We start from the raw sequence: 16,663 nt of genomic DNA on the forward strand, positions 1-16,663 counted from the left end.
TGACATTTTTTGTACAACATACTAATCTCACATACAGAAACCTAATTCATTGATAAAATTTTGGAAATATTTTATAATTTAGGTTAGGCGTATAAACAAAAATAATCAAGTTTGAAAAGCCATAAAAGATTCGCATAAAAGGAATTGTATTTCGCTTGGGCTTAAGGAGGGAGGAGATAAAATGCAACTAGCTGATATTCTGAAATTAAAGGGATTTAACCATAAAAAAATTAAAGTGATTAGGCATACGACTAATAGGAAAGAAATAAAAGTCCTTGTTGATTTAGGGGAATTTGAATTATATCAATCCTATCAGAAGACAGAAGTTTTTAAGGATGCTGAATATATCATTTCGTTTAGAGCTACAGAAGGAAGAAAAGCAGTACTACAAGGTGTCTATAAAGTAAATAAAGTGCAGCAGGTTATGAACCTTCCAGATATACTTCATCCTATTATTGACTTAGAAAACTGGGGGCCAGGACCGTACTTTCACTATGATCTTATTAGAGAAAATTCTCTGGCTGATTTAGAAGAGAGATTGGTTATTGATTGGGGAGGATCTACGGTAACGTGGTGTCAGAAAAGACTTGATAAAGATATCATTGAAATATTACCTGAAGGGTATGCAAAAACATTTTTAGGTTATGAAAATGTACTTCTAGATTTTGATGAATTAGAAAAGATTGTTATGCATCCAGATGTGAACAAGCAGTGGAAAATGATGCTCTCAAATGTGTATGGGGTGTATCTAATACTTGACACAACTACCGGGCAGCAATATATAGGATCCGCTTATGGTAAAGAGGGGTTATGGGGCAGATGGAGTAATTATATTCAATCAAAGCATGGTGGAAACAAAATCCTAATTGAACTGTTAAAGGATGATCCATTAAGGTATAAAAAATTCAGATTTAGTATATTGAACGTTGTTCCTAACTCATCTTTAAAAGAAGAAGTAATACATCTTGAGCAGATAACAAAAGAAAAGCTGGGAACTAGAGTGTTTGGGTTAAATTCTAATTAGATTTGAGGGGGCAAGGTAAGTGCAAGGTAAGACTTTTGATATTTCAATACTGGAGTTCCTCTATTTATTAGGATAGACCTTTATTTTACAGGCAAGAGGGGAATATAAAGTTTCAAAAAGGGTGGAAGTTACAACGAAAGTTTAAGTAAAAGTAAATAACGGGAGGGTTGGCCGTTGGTTAAAATTAAGAAGGGTTTTATGGTATTGGCCCTTTGTAGCGCTTTGCTTATTGGCCTTGTTGGGTGTGAAAAAAATGGGGATGAAAAGATAGTTTTTGACTTTGATACCCATGATGTTAAGCAGCTAGAGGTGTTTAGGTATTCAGATACATCAGATGCTGAGAAATTTGTTATTGCAGACAAAGAAAAAATAGATCATGTCTTACTTACTATTACAAGTCTTGATTACAAGGTTAATAACAAAGTGGCACCTGAGGGGGTGCAAGTTACAAGTTTCCGCTTTCACCTTGCAGATAACTCCTATGTTGATGTTATTTATGCTGATATAGGAGTAAAGGATGGAATTATCAAATCTCCTAAACTTTTTAATTATAAAACTCAGGCTGACCTCGGTGGCGTAGGGCTAGATTTAATTGAAGGCGTTCCTGCTGAGAAAGTTTCTGAAGATGAATTGCCTTATTATGAATAAGATTGTGCAAACGGGGACGAGAATTTTGTGCCTATTATTTGCAGAAACACCACTTTTTAAGTGGTGTTTTTAGAGAGATATAAAAATATTTAGGCACATAGATATTTATATTCAAACTTGCTATTGGGGTAAAATGGGGTGCAAATAGTAAATGCAATTGCGTGATATTGGCAACTGTATTGCAAAGGAGTTGATAACTTGCCTAGTTTACAAGATTTCTTTTCAGGTGCTCCTTTATTATTATCCGGAGTAATTTTGTTGTTTGATGTTTTTGTAAATAGAAAAAGAAGCATGAATTATTTTTTGGGCACAAAAATGGAGGAAGGACAAGAAGAAGAAGCTCGGGGATTAAAAAAGCTGTTTAATTTTTTACTTGGCATTTTAATGATAAGCTTAGCAATCTTTATTTTGTTTACTGATTATTATTTTGAAATGATAATTCTCTCTGTATTGGTTCCTTTAGTAGGTATTATAGCTAAGTTGATAGCAGCTGCAAGAGGTTTATTGCTTATCAGCAATAAAAAGCAATTTTTTTTAGTGGTGCTTTCTATATTTTTGAGTTTAACTATAGTATTTTTATTTGTGTATGATCAAACGAGACACACCACTTTTAAGGTGGCAGCAGGAGAAGTTTTAGAAAGAAAGATTGAAAAAATTACAATTCGTGACCTTTCGGATAGGGAAGATAAAAACATCGTTAGGAAACTTAAGGTTGAGGATGATAAAACAATAGAGCAGGTTAATAATAATTTAGCTGCTATGGAATTAAAAGAAACGTTTATAGGAGTTGGAACAAGAAAGTATGTGATGAGGTTATATTATAGAAATGGCGGTGACGAATTAGATTATTATGTTTTGGTAGTAGGTGAGAGATCAATACACTTATCATTAGACGATAACCTAGGAACTGACAGTTACAATTTAATTAGTGACAACTACATATTTGAAAAACTTGATAGACTATTTTATGAAAGAAAGGAAGAAATAGAGGTAAGGGAAACAATACCTTTACCCTTTTGATATTCTTTAGGACACAGACCCGGGTTAGGCTGTTCAAATGGGAACGGTGTCCTGGGATTGCATATGAGATGAATACTAAAAAATGTTACTGGAAACAAGCGGTTGAGTTGTGTTAAGTATTTTAGAATAAGGGGGGATTGTTATGGAGGATAAACTACTAGAGTTTAAAAATATCTCTAAATATTATGATGCTGTCAAAGCCTTAGATGAGGTTTCTTTTGCCATTAAGGAAGGTGAAATAGTGGGGCTAATTGGCCCTAATGGTGCAGGTAAAACTACAGCGATTCAGACAATGATGAAATATATCACTCCAGATAGTGGGGATGTTTACTTTAAAGGCAAAAACATAAAGCTTTTAAGCCAAAATAAGCTAAACATTTCTTACCTGCCTGACGAACCGGTATATTTTGAAGAATTAACATTAGAAGAACACTTGTTTTTTATTTGCATGCTTTATAACTATACACAAAAAGAAGCTAATGAATCAGTAAATTATATTATTGATAAGCTAGAATTATATGAACATAAGAACAAACTGCCGGATAAATTGTCTAAGGGGACAAAGCAAAAACTACAAATAGCATGCTCATTACTTAGAAAGTTTGATGTTCTTTTAGCAGACGAGCCTTTCACTGCTTTGGATCCAAAGCAAATATGGGTACTAAAAGAGTTGTTTTTAGAGCAAAAAAAGGATAACAAAAGCATCTTGGTGTCTACTCATCTTTTAGATTTAGCGGAAACCTTTTGTGATCGGTACATTTGCTTAAATAAAGGGGAAATAATTGGACATGGTACAAAAGAAAGTCTTATTAGAAAATCTAATTTATGCCCAGGTGGCTCTCACTCCCTTGAGACCGTGTTTATGCAGTTATTAGCTCAATCAAAGGAAGATGAAACATGTACGGATTAATTAAAGTTATTTTAAAAATAAAGTGGAGGTTTTATGTAGCTAATTTTAAGAAAGTAGCAAAATACTTGCTTGCAATCCTAATCGGTGGGGCAATTATCATTGGTAACGTGGATCTTTTAATAGACAATAAAATGGTGCAAGAAAACGGGAGGTTTATATTATCCTTACTTATCACTATATTTATATTTCATAAGACAGTTTGGGATAAAAAACCTTGTATATATTTTTCTTTGCCTAGTTATTACTATATACTGGGTAGTTCAATAAAATCTTCACACTTATATCTAATGAAGTTTGCTTTGCTTTTTTTAAGTAACTCCATTATCTCACTAGGCATATTAGCCTTCCTCACATTCTTAGGAGCTTTTGACTTATCTGAAGCTTGGTTTAGATTTTTGAACTTACTTTTTCTTATGTGTAGCTGCCAATTTCTGAGCTTGATTTACTATAGCTTTGAGTTTAAAGGTAAATTATTAGTTCGAATTATATCCGCTATGGTACTGTGGTCAATCTTTATGACTATGGATTTTAGCTTTTTAATACTAATGCTGCTATCTACTGTCTTAGTATGGGTGTTTTTAAAATTCAATTTTAATATGAATCACCCCAAATTTCTAAGCGACTGTAGATTTATTTATTTAAGTAAAAAGTATTTCTTGGAAGATAATTGGGCTGGTTTGCAAACTTTAGCAAATGAAGCTAAGAAAGGCAAGAAAAATAATAAGATCTTAGGAAGAAGATATATGGCAGGCTGGAAGGGTTTACTTTTAAAAGAGGTTGTATCGTTTTTAAGGATGAAAGTAGCAGTTTGGCTTATTTTAATTGTTAATTTAATTACAATTACTGCAATAGTAAAAGCTTTTGTTCCTAACCTTATGTTGTTAGGTTTTGTAGCTATTTCTTTAAGTTTAATTAACTTATTTAGAAACCACTACTCTACTATTTTTAGCAACATTGATAATGGGTTTATATTACCCTTGGATTTTAACGTTGTTTTTAAGACCATACTTATCATTCCGACAATCATCTCTCTAATCTTTTTTGGTGGGTATTTAATTTTTCTTACAGAAACTACAAGAGTGCTTATTTCTTTAGTTGCTATTAATTGGATGATACCGACTTTATCTATTTTAACAATCAGAAAGCCTAAACTTTTTATCATATTCTATATAATATTCATTGGCGTTATCTATTTAGCTTTTAGTTTGCCTGTAAGCTATGCAGCGATTTCTGTAGCTATGATATCTACTTTATTAAGTGTATTGCTTTTTAAGGGGGAGGTTTTATGTTAGCTAATAAGAGATTTCAAATAGAAAATATAGAGGGCAAACCATCTGGGTCAGCCCTTTGAATATTGCAACAGCAAAAACACCACTATGCAAAGTGGTGTTTTTGATTTTATAGCCCAAGCAGAGGAGTACGACTGCCACCTTGATGATGAGCTAAGTGTCACATTAGACTATCCTGAAGATGTTGAGTGGTAATTTGACTTTTAACAAGGGGCCTTAGTTGCACTGGGGAATACGTACTTAATCCTCTTGATTGAATTCACGATATAAATAAATTGTGGCCATCACTGCTAAAGGAAATGTAATAAAGGCAAAAACAGCTCTCAATAAAATTATAAATAGCATTGTTCCTACATTATAACTAAGAAAAACTGGAGTAAAAACAACTAGAAAAACTAATATTAAAAACAAAAATAATTTAAACCCTTTATCAGTTGTTAACTCCCAGCTTTTACTTAATGAATAAAAAACCCCTTTATCTTTATCGACCATATAATGTATAAAAAATAAATACCTAGATATCAAAAAAACTCCAAAAAGAAACGCAAACATCAAAATACCAAAAGCATTACTAACTGATAGTAAAATTTCTACTAAAATTATAAGCCCAATAAAAAATGGTATATATTTATAATTATTTACAAGGTCAATTGGTTTTACTTCTTCTATCTATCACCCCGCTACACCTTACACTATGATGACTTGTCTCATTAGGGAGATAACAGGCATATACTGCCCCGGCTGCGGCACCATTAGAGCTTTGACTCAAATGATACAAGGGAATTTTTTAGCAGCGATGTCTCATAATGTTTTAGCAGTATTATTTACACCGCTACTATTGTGGTATATAGCTTCAAGCATTGCTTTAGTGTTATCTGGCAAATCCCTTCCCCAGTTTTCTTTGTCTTCTAAAGGCGTTTGGGTGTTGTTGATAGTTGTGGTGCTATTTGGGGTTGCCAGAAATATACCCCTTTCACAGTTTGACCTAATAAGACCGTAAAATGGTAATCTAAAGGGCCTGATAGTTTCCATATATCAGGCCTGAATATTGCAACTGTCGCCGCTCCATAGCTTGTGAGCAAAACTCATACATTTCAGAGGCTCACAGGGAAGCTCTATACCAACAAGGACACATTGATTCTGTTTTGTATATGTAGTAGGCCAGATTGTTATTAGGAAAATCTTTTGGATAATTGATGGTTGAGACATTATCACATGTGAATCACTCTTGACACTATCAATTTTCCTCAAGTGTTTGACATCCTTTTAAATAACTGTTATCATAATTTAAAATAAAAATAGCTTATCAAGAATAGGGGAGAGAGTTAGCTCGTTGAACCTATGCCAACCTATTTTATAATAAGGTGGTTCTGCTAACATCGATAAGAACGGATTAGTTTGTTAAAAAATCCTTCCTACATGATGTTAGGAAGGATTTTTTGTATTTAGAAAAACTTAATATTTCTTATCAAGAGAGGTGGAGGGACTGGCCCTATGAAACCCGGCAACAGCCAGTTAAAACTGGAAATGTGCTAAATCCTACAGCTTTAAAGCTGAAAGATAAGAAGAAAATAGTATCTTAGGATCTAAAACACTTCTTATCTTTGGGGGAGTGTTTTTTTAGTGGATTAACTTAGCGCTCTTGACAAAGATGACTATTATTGGAAACAGGAGATGATTAAATGGGAGAAAATAAGAATCAAAAATCTAATGGATGGGCATTGTTACCGTTTTTTATTTTTGTAACAGTATTTTTGGGGGCTGGGGTTATTTTAGAAGTTCAAGGTGTAGACATGGCATTTTATGAGTTTCCAGCACCTATTGCTGCTTTATGTGGAGTTGTATCGGCTTTTATTGTGTTTAAAGGTACTGTTAGAGAAAAAATTGAAGACTTTATAAAAGGTTGTGGCAATGAAGATATTATTATTATGTGTATTATTTATCTGTTAGCAGGTGGATTTGCTGCGGTAACCGAAGCTATGGGGGGAATTGAATCTACTGTAAACTTAGGGCTAACCTATGTGCCCGCACAGTATGTAACTGCGGGGCTATTTATAATTTCCGCATTTGTTTCTGTGGCAACTGGATCATCTATGGGTTCTATTGCAGCAGTGGGTCCCATTGCAGTGGGAGTTGCTAACGCAGCTGGTACTGACTTAGCTTTTACTTTAGCTGCAGTGCTAGGGGGATGTATGTGTGGCGACAACTTATCAATAATTTCTGATACAACTATTGCGGCTACACGAACTCAAGGTGTTGCTATGAAAGATAAATTTAGAGTTAACTTGTTGATAGTCTTACCAGCAGCTTTACTAACAATTGTACTATTAATTTTCTTTGGGAACCCAGAGACAGTTGTAGAGATGGAAACATATGAGTATAATTTGACAAAAGTTATTCCTTACATCTTTGTACTAGTAGCTGCTATAGCTGGAATGAATGTTTTTGTTGTGTTAACTGGCGGTATTTTTATCTCAGGAGTTATAGGTATTTTTTATAGTCAGTTGTCTGTACTTACATTTGCGCAACAAACTTATCAAGGTTTTAGTGGAATGTTTGAGATTTTTTTGTTATCCATGTTTACAGGCGGACTGGCAGCTATGGTAACTAAAGCCGGGGGAGTGCAATTTTTGCTAGATAAAGTCCAAAAACTTATTAAAGGAACTAAATCTGCAGAACTAGGAATAGCGGCTTTAGTTTCATTAACAGATGCTGCTGTTGCTAACAACACAGTAGCTATTATAATAAATGGGCCTATTGTTAAAGAAATTAGTAATAAATATAAGATTGATCCTAGAAGAAGTGCAGCAATGCTGGATATTTTTGCATGCGTCATGCAGGGGGCAATACCTTATGGAGCCCAGATGCTGCTTATAGGCACACTGTCTGGAGGACAGGTTTCACCGTTAAATATTATACCGTTATTATGGTACCAAATGTTTTTAGCGGTAGCAGCTATAATTTCAATTTACATTCCTTATGCCAACGGTCTAATTAATAAACCACCTTGGAATTGGGATAAAAAAGAAAAAGAAGTAGAATAAGGAAATATATCATATGACGACAGCTCCTTGTGGAGAAAAACATCTGGGGCAGGATTGCAATGTTGGAATTTTCACCGATTCATGGCTGAAGGCAAAAAATTACAATATTTCAGACCGATATGGATTTTAGCCCTACTTTTATTTATCCTTGCTATCTAGATATGAGCAAGCTGATAATGCAGCTATATTTCCTTCGCCGGCTGCCTTAATGTATTGGTGCGGTTGACCCACAATATCCCCAGCAGCAAAACAACCGTCTAGATTAGTTTTCATATTGTTATCAACTTCAACATGATTGTTTTTTACACTTAACCCAGGAACAAGATGAGCTGGTGATATACTATCACGCAGTATAAAAACCCCATCTATGTCAAGGTTTGTGTTTTTCAGCACTAGTTGATCGGCCTTGTTTACACCTGTTATTTTTAGAGGGATATCTTTAACTACCTCGATGTCTTTATTTACGCTTATTTCTTCTTTATACATAGGAATGTAATAAACTTTAGAAGCTACAGTGGACAAAAAATTTGCCTCCGACTCATCCTTTTTATTTTGGGCTATTACTGCTACAATCTTGTTTTTATATAAAGCGGCGTCACAGGTTGCACAATATCCCACTCCTTTTCCTAAAAATTCCTCCTCACCTTTAAAAGGTTTACCAAAATTAACACCTGAAGCTAGTATAATAGTTGATGCTTCATATACCTGGTCGTTGGCCATTAAAGCATAGTAATCACCCATAGCGTAGATGTTGTTAATTTTCTCATTGGTGATATTTATATCCATCTTATTTAGGTGATTAACAAAACTGTTTTTTAACTCTATTCCGCTGACATTTGGGAAACCTAAATAATTATCTATTTGCTTAGCTTTGATTAATTTATTACTTAGATCGTCAGAGCCAAAAATAATAAAATTTTTGCCTCTTATTTTAGCATTTAATGCAGCAGATAAGCCGGCCGGACCACTCCCGACTATAGCAATGTCATACCTTGTTGACATAATTGATCACATCCTTTTATTTATTTTAAGTATTTTTAAGATTAGCTTAGTTGCAAGCATAGTTTTATACTATCTTTATACCCCTTTGGGGTATAAAGATAGTATATCTTATTGCTTAAATGATTACAATTATAATTACTAAACTTTTTGTTAATTTAGATAATAACTAGCTTTTAAGGAGAGAAAGCCTGTCTGTAATATTGCGATTTTTACCGCTGCATAGCTAGTGAGCAAAATCTTTCAAAGCCATATGGTGATCACTCTACTAACAAGTACGACAAAGGCTGATCACACAAAGTCCCAGTTATTAGCTGTTTAAGAATAGTCCTCAAGCTATTACGGCAAAGAGCAAGTTATAAAACCAAGGATAGGGCAAGGGGCAAAAGTCAGCTTTGCTCTATGGCAACTTCTGCTAGAATCATAGCAGCATACCACGGCTCAAGTTGATTTAACGTATTTTCTCCACCACTTACTTCATAGAAGATATCTTTGGAACCAATAGATTCAGTAGAGCACATGCTACTAAAAAACCTACTATCATAAGTGCAAAATATTCATTAACCTAGCTTTCATAAGTACAGCCTCCTAAAATTAATACCTAAGATTAAAATGTGTCCCTTAAAGGATTAGGGGGCTATCTTTTTTTTATTAAAATTATAAAGAACAACAAGACTTTTTATAAAGTGCTTCAAAAATGAAAAGCATCTTATTATTGGTAATCACTATCTTTATTTTGCCGTTTGTATGACAGCTTGACCATAGCTAAATTAACAGCTACGGTACCTAAAAAGAAAAAGAGGGTTAGAAATATAATTTTTAAGTTAAAATCATTCTCTATAAAGATAGCATATAACAATCCAAATAAAGTAGAAGCCAAAAGTCCCTGCAAAAAAGCGGCCTTTTTAATTTTTTGGAAATCTTTTTTGTAGCTAACTATTGGCTGCAGTATTCCCATATAAACTAGTCTGATTACAAAATATAAGGAACCTATTAACCAAGTAAAAAAGGTAATAGCTACCTCATTAAAAGGAACTTCTAATACTATAAGGCGATAAAAATTATCAAGAAGCAGCCCGAACAAAAAAATCATCATAACTTGATTTACAACCTTGTCAACTTGTTGCTCTACTCGTTCATCTTTTACTTTTTTAAACATATAAATCCTCCTTATAAACTGTCATCCCAAAAAATGTCGTCTAGGGTTTTATCTAAAGCTTTACATATTGATATGCAAAGTTTTAGGCTGGGATTGTATTTCCCTTGCTCAATTAAACTGATAGTTTGCCTTGTAACTTCTACCCTTTCAGCTAGCTGTTGTTGAGACAACTGCTTAGCAGTTCTAGCTAATTTAAGCTTGATATTTTGTGCAGGTATAACCATCCCTCCCAACATTTTAAATTCAATACCATGCTAACATTTATAAACAGTAAATGCAATATATATATTGCAAGATGCAATATATATATTTAATTTAAATTTGATAGTCTTTTATCATTATATGGAGGGGGGTCAATTGTATTAAAACTAAAGAAAAGTGTATAATCTAGGGGGTACAATATGGAGCACAATGACCACAATTTTATAGCAAAGGCGCACTAAAAATTCTTGGGGTAAGACTTCTGATATTTCAATACTGTAGTTCCTCTATTTATTAGGGAAAAGGCAGAGTAAAACAAGCCTTAAACCATGAAAACACCACTTTTATAAAAGGTGGTGTTTTTTTATAATAAAAAAATTCAAGATTTTTAGAGGGGGTAACGCCCAAAAATAAAGGATAGTGATAAATATCACACAATTTTTTGAAAACAATCATTGAAAAAACAGAATACAACCTATATAATGAACACATAAAAACAAAACCGAACATAAAAGAACAAACAGTTTGTTTGTTTATGTTTGCGAGGGGGGTGGTTTTAATGTTGCCAGCAGAGCGACGTAAAGAAATCATTGAAGTGCTTAAAAGAGACGAAAAGATAGTAGTTGATGAGGTGGCGGCTAAACTCAATGTATCACCTATGACTATAAGAAGGGACCTTCAACAGCTTGAAAAAGAGGAGGTTCTAACAAGAACCCACGGTGGAGCTGTGTTAGGTGAAAAGCTAACTCAAGAAATTCCATATGATGAAAAAAAGCAGGAAAACACAGAAGCTAAGGAAAAAATAGCAGATCAAGCTGCAACTTTAATAGAGGATGGATATACCATAATTTTAGATGCAGGGACAACTAATATGGCGATTGCAAAAAGACTGGATAAGTTTAAAAATATAAAGGTTGTTACAAACGACCTGTTAATTGCCTCTTATCTTTCCCAACAAGAAGTTGACGTTTATTGTAGTGGTGGGGAGATACAAAAAAACACCGGTGCATGTTTTGGATCGGCGGCGTTAAGGTTTTTTAGTGAGCTATATGCCGACATAGCCTTTGTAGGAACTTCTGCAGTGGATGTTGTAGCCGGGATAACAACCCCAACCTTAGATAAAGCTGAATTGAAAAAGAGAATGCTTTCAGCAGGTGAGAAAAAGGTGCTAGTGGCTGATAGCTCCAAGTTTGGCAAAAAAAGCTTTGCTAAGGTGGTAGATTTAAGGGATTTAGATGTGGTAATAACCGATTCTGACCTTCCACAAAACTTAATAGACACTATAAACTCAGAACAAGAATCAATTAAAGCTACAATTGTTTAATATAGGAGGCGTAAAAGATGTCAAAGGTGGTAATCATAGCTGACGATTTAACAGGTGCCAATGCTACTGGAGTGCTACTGGCTAGGAAGGGATTTAAAACTGGAACTTATCTTAATATTGATAGATACTCTAAAGATAATAACTGCGAAGTAATATCTATAAGCACTGATAGTAGAGCTATTGGTGCAGAAAGTGCTTATCAACGTGTGCAAAGTGTTGCCCAGTTTTTTAAAGGTGATGATGTTTCTTTATTTGCCAATAGAATTGATTCCACATTGAGAGGGAATATTGGAGCTGAAACTGAGGCCCTTTTGGATATTTTAGAAGATCATATGGCTATCGTGGTTTGTTCTTTTCCTTCATCGGGCAGGACATCTGTCGGGGGGTATCTGACTGTTGATTCTTTGCCGCTGGAGAAAACTGCCGTGGCTCAAGACCCTAAAACTCCCATTAGTCAATCATATATTCCACAGCTAATTCAAGAGCAAACAGACTATTCTTTAGGCTTTATTCCCTTAAAAGTAGTGTTAAAAGGTAGCGCTACTATAGCTGTTCAGCTTGCAAAACAAAGGGAATTGGGCAACAGAATTGTTGTGGTGGATGCAACCACTGATGAGGATATAAAAGAAATAGCAAAGGCGACTAGGGAAAGTAAAATTAATGCTATATCGGTGGACCCGGGACCATTTACATCCGCCCTTGCTTCCCAAATCCTAGAGGATAGTAAGAAGAAATCTTTGGGACAAAAAACTATGTTTGTGGTGGGAAGCGTAACCGATGTTACTAGAGGTCAGTTAGAAGAGCTAAAGTTAAAGCATAGGCCGTTAACAGTAAAAGTATCACCTAAGGACTTAATCTATGATGATACCAAAGAAAAAGAAATTGAACGAGCAACAAACAAGTTAGTGCAGAATATGGTTAGTTACAAAATCATTGGAGTAGCAACCACCAAAAACAAAGACGGTGTGTTGAATTTACCCCAAATAGCAAAAGAACTAAAGATTTCAGAAGATGATGTGGCTAGTCGGATTACTAAGGGGCTTGGAGAGATAACCAAAAGAGTTATGGAAGAAAGCAAGGGCAAAATTGGTGGGTTGTATACAAGCGGTGGTGATGTAACTGTTGCTGTGTGTCACAGCCTTCAGTCAGCAGGGATAGAAGTTAAAGATGAGGTGTTGCCATTAGCAGCCTACGGAAAGATACTAGGTGGTAGTTATGAAAACACTCCAATTATAACTAAGGGTGGTTTAATAGGTGATTCTAAGGCGATGATTACTGCGCTGGAATATCTATTAACTAAAATTTCTACAAATCAATATTCCAATAAGGAGGAGAAGATAGATGAGTAAAGCGTATATTGCAGTTCCCATGGGAGACCCAGCTGGCATAGGGCCAGAGATAGTGGTAAAAGCCATAGCAGAAGACAGCTTACATGAAGAAGGCAAGGTGGTAGTTATTGGTGATAGAGATACATTAGAGCAAGCTGCCAAAATTACCGGATTTAATAACTTAGAAATCAACGAGGTTACTAAAGTTAGTGAGGGAAGATATCAACCTGGTGTGTTAAATCTAATTGATTTAGCTAATGTAGATATAAAAAAACTAAAGCTAGGAAAAGTTCAGGGTGCTGCAGGTAAGGCAGCCTTTGAATATATTAAAAAGTCTGTAGATCTTGCCTTAGATGGAGAGGTTGATGTAGTTGCTACAACCCCAATTAACAAAGAAGCTTTAGCTGCTGGAGGGGTTAACTATATCGGTCATACTGAAATGCTTGCAGACCTTACCGATACAGATGATCCGCTTACGATGTTTGAAGTCAGAAACCTAAGGGTGTTTTTCCTTTCCCGTCATGTTTCGCTGCGTAAGGCTTGTGATATGGTTACTGAGGAAAGGGTATATGATTATATTGTTAGATGTTCAAAGGCTTTAGAGCGATTAGGAGTTAAGGGAGGCTCGATAGCAGTTGCTGGTCTAAACCCTCATAGCGGAGAAAACGGTTTATTTGGCGATGAGGAAGTAGCGCAGATTGCCCCTGCTATAGAGCGAGCTCAAAAAGATGGTTATAAGGTAGAAGGCATTATACCAGCTGATTCGGTATTTCATATAGCTTTAAATGGAAAGTATGATGCAGTGCTATCTCTTTACCACGATCAGGGTCATATAGCGACAAAAATGGTGGATTTTGAAAGGACGATAGCTATTACAAATAACCTTCCTTTTTTAAGGACATCAGTGGACCATGGTACCGCCTTTGATATAGCGGGAACCGCTAAGGCAAGTGCTGTCAGCTTAATTGAAGCTATCAAGCTTGGCGCAAAGTATGGACCTAACTTTAAAAGATAGTAATGATTTAATAGAATTATTTAAACTCATCTTATCAAGCAACTAATTTGGTGCCCTACTTAATGTGGGGCACCAGCAAAAAAATATAATATTTTTAAGGAGGAGTATCATATGTCTACATCTTTTGGGATTTTAGGTCTTTTATTAGGTCTTGTGTTACTATTTGTATTTATTTTAAAGACAAAGATCCATGTGTTTTTGGCTTTAATAATTTCAGCCTCAATTATTGGACTTACTAACGGAGTAGCACCAGGTGAAGTAGTGGAACATATTCAAACAGGATTTGGATCAACCTTAGGTAATATCGGTATTATAATTGGTTTTGGTGTTATGATGGGACAAATATTTGAAATGTCTGGTGCTGCAGAAAGAATGGCAAAAACCTTTACTAAGATGCTTGGTAAGGGCCGAGAGGAAATCGCCATGGCATTGACTGGATTTATTGTTTCTATTCCAATCTTTTGTGATTCAGGGTTTGTTGTTCTTTCACCCTTAGCAAAAGCTATTTCTAGGAAAATAAAAAAATCAGTTATTTCCCTTGGTATTGCTTTGGCATTGGGACTTGTTATAACTCACTCTTTAGTTCCACCTACTCCAGGCCCTGTAGGTGTCGCTGCAATATTTGGCGTGGGCATCGGAAGCATTCTGTTATGGGGACTTATATTAGCTGTGCCAATGACCGCTGCGGGAATGATATATGGCAGTTGGGTAGGTAAAAAGATTTATCAGCTTCCGGGTGATAAGGAAGGTGAATGGATAAGGCCGCAATTTCAGCAGCCTGACTATGGAAATCTTGATATGGATGACAATAAAACATTACCATCGTTTTTCATGTCTATATTACCTATTTTAGTACCAATTATTTTAATTTTAGTTAATACAACAATGACAGCTTACGCTGATATTAATGAGTTAGAAAACTTTGTACATCCGATGATTGAATTTTTAGGAGCCCCTGTTATAGCTGTAGCAATAGGTCTTTTAATTGCAATCTTTGGGCTAGCAAAAGGGTTTACTAGGGAAGTAACAATTGAAAATATGGAAGAAGGCATTAAATCTGCCGGTATTATCATTTTAGTAACCGGTGGTGGTGGAGCCTTAGGTAGAATTATCGGCGAAAGTGGTTTAGGTGAAGAAATAGCATTATGGTTAGCCGGTATCGGAATACCAGGAATTTTAGTGCCATTTGCTATTGCTTCAATGGTTAGACTGATTCAAGGTAGCGGTACTGTTGCTATGTTAACAGCAGCTAGTATAACTGCTCCAATGGTGGGTAGTCTTGGAGTGGACCCAGTGTTTGCCGCATTAGCAGCTTGCGTTGGTTCGCTAGTGTTTTCCTATTTCAACGACAGCTATTTCTGGGTTGTTAACCGCACGCTTGGAATCAAAGACGTAAAAGAGCAAATAAGGGTATGGTCAGTAACAACTACTATTGCATGGGCTGTAGGCTTTGTTTGCTTGTTAGTCCTTAACGGCATTTTTGGATAAAGTTATAAAGACGGTTAAATGGAAACGGTGACTGAATGTGGTATTGGAACTTTTTAAGGATCTCGTCGCTTTATGCCTAGTGTAAATGCCGCCCTATAAATTTACTAGTTAGGCTACTTTGCTAGCGAGTTAGTTTACCACCAATCATAAAATTTTTACAAAATACAGTCAGATGGCACGTGCAAATAGGGACGGTGACTGTTGTATCCATTATATATAAAACAAACAACCATCACTTTTTCTGAAGTGATGGTTGTTTGTTTATACATTATTTCGCAACATTAATTCACCAGGATGGGAGTTTAGATAATATTGTTGTGACAGATACTCAATATTATATTTTCTAACATAGTGGTTAACTAAAGTCAGGGGGACTATTAGGGGAGCCGTGCCGTTAGCAAATCTATTAATTAGCTCCAGTAGCTCTGCTTTTTCATCTTCATTTATAAATCTTTTAAAATGTCCCATTATATGTAAAAGAACATTTCTATGCTTTCTTACTGTGGCCTTTATGCTCAAGGCTTGCATCAGTTTTACGTAGTAATCGTTGATTAATATATCCCTATCTATTTCTTTGCTTTTAGCCACTAGTTTTCCCAGATACTTATAATGCGCGATACTGTGGGACATAATCAAAAGCTTATGCTGTGTGTGAAATGCCACTAGCTCTTTATAGGTTGGATTATTTTCCAAAAATTCATTCCACCGATGGTGACAGAAAACTCTTTCAAGGAAATTCTCCTTTAAAGCGGCGTCTTGAAGTCTACCCTCCTCTTCCATAGGTAAATAAGGTAAAGCCTTAGAAAAAGTAGCTGCAAAAATACCCCTTCCTTGTCTAACTGAGTTTACCGGGGAAGTATAAACTTTGACTCTATGCAACCCGCAGCTTGGAGAATCTTTTTTAAGTATAAGACCACATAAATTAAGGCTTTTTAAGCTTTGAGTTTTATCTGTGCTATAGGCCTGCATATGTTGAGTTAAGTCCTTTTTTGTCTTGTTTGTGATAAGCTGTGGAGATTCCAGATCACCTTCTAGCCTCATAGTTTCTCTAGGGGTTGGTAGACCACATTCAACTTCTGGACAAAAGGAAATAAACTCAAAATAATTAGCTAGAACATTGGTTATAAAAGAATTTTTTTTATGTCCACCATCCCACCTAACCTTATCCCCTAGCAAGCACTTGCTAACACCTATTTGTATTGGCTTTTTCACAT

The 16,663-nt window shown here is 35.3% G+C and carries 17 protein-coding genes and 2 riboswitches; of the genes, 11 read left to right on the forward strand and 6 right to left on the reverse strand.

From position 1 onward, the window contains the following. The first annotated feature begins 181 nt into the window (after positions 1-181). The 5 genes from PRVXH_RS01695 to PRVXH_RS01715 all read left to right on the forward strand — a co-directional run bounded on the left by PRVXH_RS01695 (position 182) and on the right by PRVXH_RS01715 (position 4,894). Entirely contained in the window at positions 182-1,024 is an 843-nt protein-coding gene (locus PRVXH_RS01695; RefSeq protein ID WP_353893588.1) for a GIY-YIG nuclease family protein, read from the forward strand. A 174-nt stretch (positions 1,025-1,198) separates the two neighbouring features. Continuing rightward, positions 1,199-1,672, forward strand: coding sequence for a hypothetical protein (locus PRVXH_RS01700; RefSeq protein ID WP_353893589.1), 474 nt, complete (start codon positions 1,199-1,201; stop codon positions 1,670-1,672). Between the two features lie 198 nt (positions 1,673-1,870). Beyond that, positions 1,871-2,692, forward strand: coding sequence for a hypothetical protein (locus tag PRVXH_RS01705; protein WP_353893590.1), 822 nt, complete (start codon positions 1,871-1,873; stop codon positions 2,690-2,692). Positions 2,693-2,834: 142 nt separating this feature from the next. Next, positions 2,835-3,602 carry an ABC transporter ATP-binding protein gene (locus tag PRVXH_RS01710; protein ID WP_353893591.1) on the forward strand — a complete coding sequence of 256 codons (768 nt, stop codon included), beginning with the start codon at positions 2,835-2,837 and terminating at the stop codon, positions 3,600-3,602. After that, positions 3,590-4,894: a hypothetical protein gene (locus tag PRVXH_RS01715; protein ID WP_353893592.1), complete on the forward strand. Its 1,305-nt coding sequence runs from the start codon at positions 3,590-3,592 to the stop codon at positions 4,892-4,894. Before PRVXH_RS01710 ends, PRVXH_RS01715 begins: the two co-directional genes overlap by 13 nt. Positions 4,895-5,131: 237 nt before the next feature. Here PRVXH_RS01715 and PRVXH_RS01720 read toward each other — a convergent pair whose 3' ends face one another. After that, complete coding sequence (locus PRVXH_RS01720; protein WP_353893593.1) at positions 5,132-5,416, reverse strand: hypothetical protein; 285 nt, start codon at positions 5,414-5,416, stop codon at positions 5,132-5,134. Between the two features lie 172 nt (positions 5,417-5,588). Here PRVXH_RS01720 and PRVXH_RS01725 point away from each other — a divergent pair, with 172 nt between their 5' ends. Both PRVXH_RS01725 and PRVXH_RS01730 read left to right on the forward strand, forming a co-directional pair. Then, on the forward strand, positions 5,589-5,891 hold the full coding sequence (locus PRVXH_RS01725; protein WP_353893594.1) for a DUF2752 domain-containing protein: 303 nt from the start codon (positions 5,589-5,591) through the stop codon (positions 5,889-5,891). Between the two features lie 300 nt (positions 5,892-6,191). Further along, a riboswitch (SAM riboswitch) is annotated at positions 6,192-6,280 on the forward strand. A 73-nt stretch (positions 6,281-6,353) separates the two neighbouring features. After that, a riboswitch (SAM riboswitch) is annotated at positions 6,354-6,458 on the forward strand. A 115-nt stretch (positions 6,459-6,573) separates the two neighbouring features. After that, positions 6,574-7,935, forward strand: coding sequence for a Na+/H+ antiporter NhaC family protein (locus tag PRVXH_RS01730; RefSeq protein WP_353893595.1), 1,362 nt, complete (start codon positions 6,574-6,576; stop codon positions 7,933-7,935). A gap of 138 nt (positions 7,936-8,073) precedes the next feature. On the opposite strand, the gene PRVXH_RS01735 is transcribed toward PRVXH_RS01730, so the two are convergent. The 4 genes from PRVXH_RS01735 to PRVXH_RS01750 form a co-directional block, all read right to left on the reverse strand. Next, positions 8,074-8,937 (reverse strand): NAD(P)/FAD-dependent oxidoreductase, encoded by an 864-nt coding sequence (locus tag PRVXH_RS01735; RefSeq protein WP_353893596.1) that lies wholly within the window; start codon positions 8,935-8,937, stop codon positions 8,074-8,076. A gap of 386 nt (positions 8,938-9,323) precedes the next feature. Beyond that, positions 9,324-9,455 carry a hypothetical protein gene (locus PRVXH_RS01740; RefSeq protein WP_353893597.1) on the reverse strand — a complete coding sequence of 44 codons (132 nt, stop codon included), beginning with the start codon at positions 9,453-9,455 and terminating at the stop codon, positions 9,324-9,326. A gap of 191 nt (positions 9,456-9,646) precedes the next feature. Next, positions 9,647-10,093, reverse strand: a complete 447-nt coding sequence (locus PRVXH_RS01745) for a DUF6773 family protein (protein WP_353893598.1) — start codon at positions 10,091-10,093, stop codon at positions 9,647-9,649. An 11-nt stretch (positions 10,094-10,104) separates the two neighbouring features. Then, positions 10,105-10,317, reverse strand: coding sequence for a helix-turn-helix transcriptional regulator (locus tag PRVXH_RS01750; protein ID WP_353893599.1), 213 nt, complete (start codon positions 10,315-10,317; stop codon positions 10,105-10,107). Between the two features lie 536 nt (positions 10,318-10,853). Between PRVXH_RS01750 and PRVXH_RS01755 the strand changes: the two genes are divergently transcribed. The 4 genes from PRVXH_RS01755 (at position 10,854) to PRVXH_RS01770 (ending at position 15,449) form a co-directional block, all read left to right on the forward strand. After that, a complete protein-coding gene (locus PRVXH_RS01755) occupies positions 10,854-11,618 on the forward strand; it encodes a DeoR/GlpR family DNA-binding transcription regulator (RefSeq protein ID WP_353893600.1) in 765 nt (254 codons plus the stop codon). Positions 11,619-11,635: 17 nt separating this feature from the next. After that, entirely contained in the window at positions 11,636-12,967 is a 1,332-nt protein-coding gene (locus PRVXH_RS01760) for a four-carbon acid sugar kinase family protein (protein ID WP_353893601.1), read from the forward strand. Continuing rightward, positions 12,960-13,961 carry a 4-hydroxythreonine-4-phosphate dehydrogenase PdxA gene (pdxA, locus tag PRVXH_RS01765; RefSeq protein WP_353893602.1) on the forward strand — a complete coding sequence of 334 codons (1,002 nt, stop codon included), beginning with the start codon at positions 12,960-12,962 and terminating at the stop codon, positions 13,959-13,961. Before PRVXH_RS01760 ends, pdxA begins: the two co-directional genes overlap by 8 nt. 111 nt (positions 13,962-14,072) lie before the next feature. Beyond that, positions 14,073-15,449 (forward strand): GntP family permease, encoded by a 1,377-nt coding sequence (locus PRVXH_RS01770; protein ID WP_353893603.1) that lies wholly within the window; start codon positions 14,073-14,075, stop codon positions 15,447-15,449. A 261-nt stretch (positions 15,450-15,710) separates the two neighbouring features. On the opposite strand, the gene PRVXH_RS01775 is transcribed toward PRVXH_RS01770, so the two are convergent. Beyond that, positions 15,711-16,661 carry a DUF523 and DUF1722 domain-containing protein gene (locus PRVXH_RS01775; RefSeq protein WP_353893604.1) on the reverse strand — a complete coding sequence of 317 codons (951 nt, stop codon included), beginning with the start codon at positions 16,659-16,661 and terminating at the stop codon, positions 15,711-15,713. Between the last annotated feature and the right edge of the window lie 2 nt (positions 16,662-16,663).

It is taken from the genome of Proteinivorax hydrogeniformans, from assembly GCF_040515995.1.
Taxonomy (GTDB): domain Bacteria; phylum Bacillota; class Proteinivoracia; order Proteinivoracales; family Proteinivoracaceae; genus Proteinivorax; species Proteinivorax hydrogeniformans.

Bases quoted from the DNA above. Each gene is read 5' to 3' on its own strand.
- PRVXH_RS01755 (WP_353893600.1), top strand. From the start codon at position 10,854: ATGTTGCCAGCAGAGCGACGTAAAGAAATCATTGAAGTGCTTAAAAGA.
- pdxA (WP_353893602.1), top strand. From the start codon at position 12,960: ATGAGTAAAGCGTATATTGCAGTTCCCATGGGAGACCCAGCTGGCATA.
- PRVXH_RS01745 (WP_353893598.1), bottom strand. From the start codon at position 10,093: ATGTTTAAAAAAGTAAAAGATGAACGAGTAGAGCAACAAGTTGACAAG.
- PRVXH_RS01740 (WP_353893597.1), bottom strand. From the start codon at position 9,455: ATGTGCTCTACTGAATCTATTGGTTCCAAAGATATCTTCTATGAAGTA.
- PRVXH_RS01695 (WP_353893588.1), top strand. From the start codon at position 182: ATGCAACTAGCTGATATTCTGAAATTAAAGGGATTTAACCATAAAAAA.
- PRVXH_RS01710 (WP_353893591.1), top strand. From the start codon at position 2,835: ATGGAGGATAAACTACTAGAGTTTAAAAATATCTCTAAATATTATGAT.
- PRVXH_RS01770 (WP_353893603.1), top strand. From the start codon at position 14,073: ATGTCTACATCTTTTGGGATTTTAGGTCTTTTATTAGGTCTTGTGTTA.
- PRVXH_RS01735 (WP_353893596.1), bottom strand. From the start codon at position 8,937: ATGTCAACAAGGTATGACATTGCTATAGTCGGGAGTGGTCCGGCCGGC.
- PRVXH_RS01725 (WP_353893594.1), top strand. From the start codon at position 5,589: ATGACTTGTCTCATTAGGGAGATAACAGGCATATACTGCCCCGGCTGC.
- PRVXH_RS01715 (WP_353893592.1), top strand. From the start codon at position 3,590: ATGTACGGATTAATTAAAGTTATTTTAAAAATAAAGTGGAGGTTTTAT.
- PRVXH_RS01730 (WP_353893595.1), top strand. From the start codon at position 6,574: ATGGGAGAAAATAAGAATCAAAAATCTAATGGATGGGCATTGTTACCG.
- PRVXH_RS01750 (WP_353893599.1), bottom strand. From the start codon at position 10,317: ATGGTTATACCTGCACAAAATATCAAGCTTAAATTAGCTAGAACTGCT.
- PRVXH_RS01760 (WP_353893601.1), top strand. From the start codon at position 11,636: ATGTCAAAGGTGGTAATCATAGCTGACGATTTAACAGGTGCCAATGCT.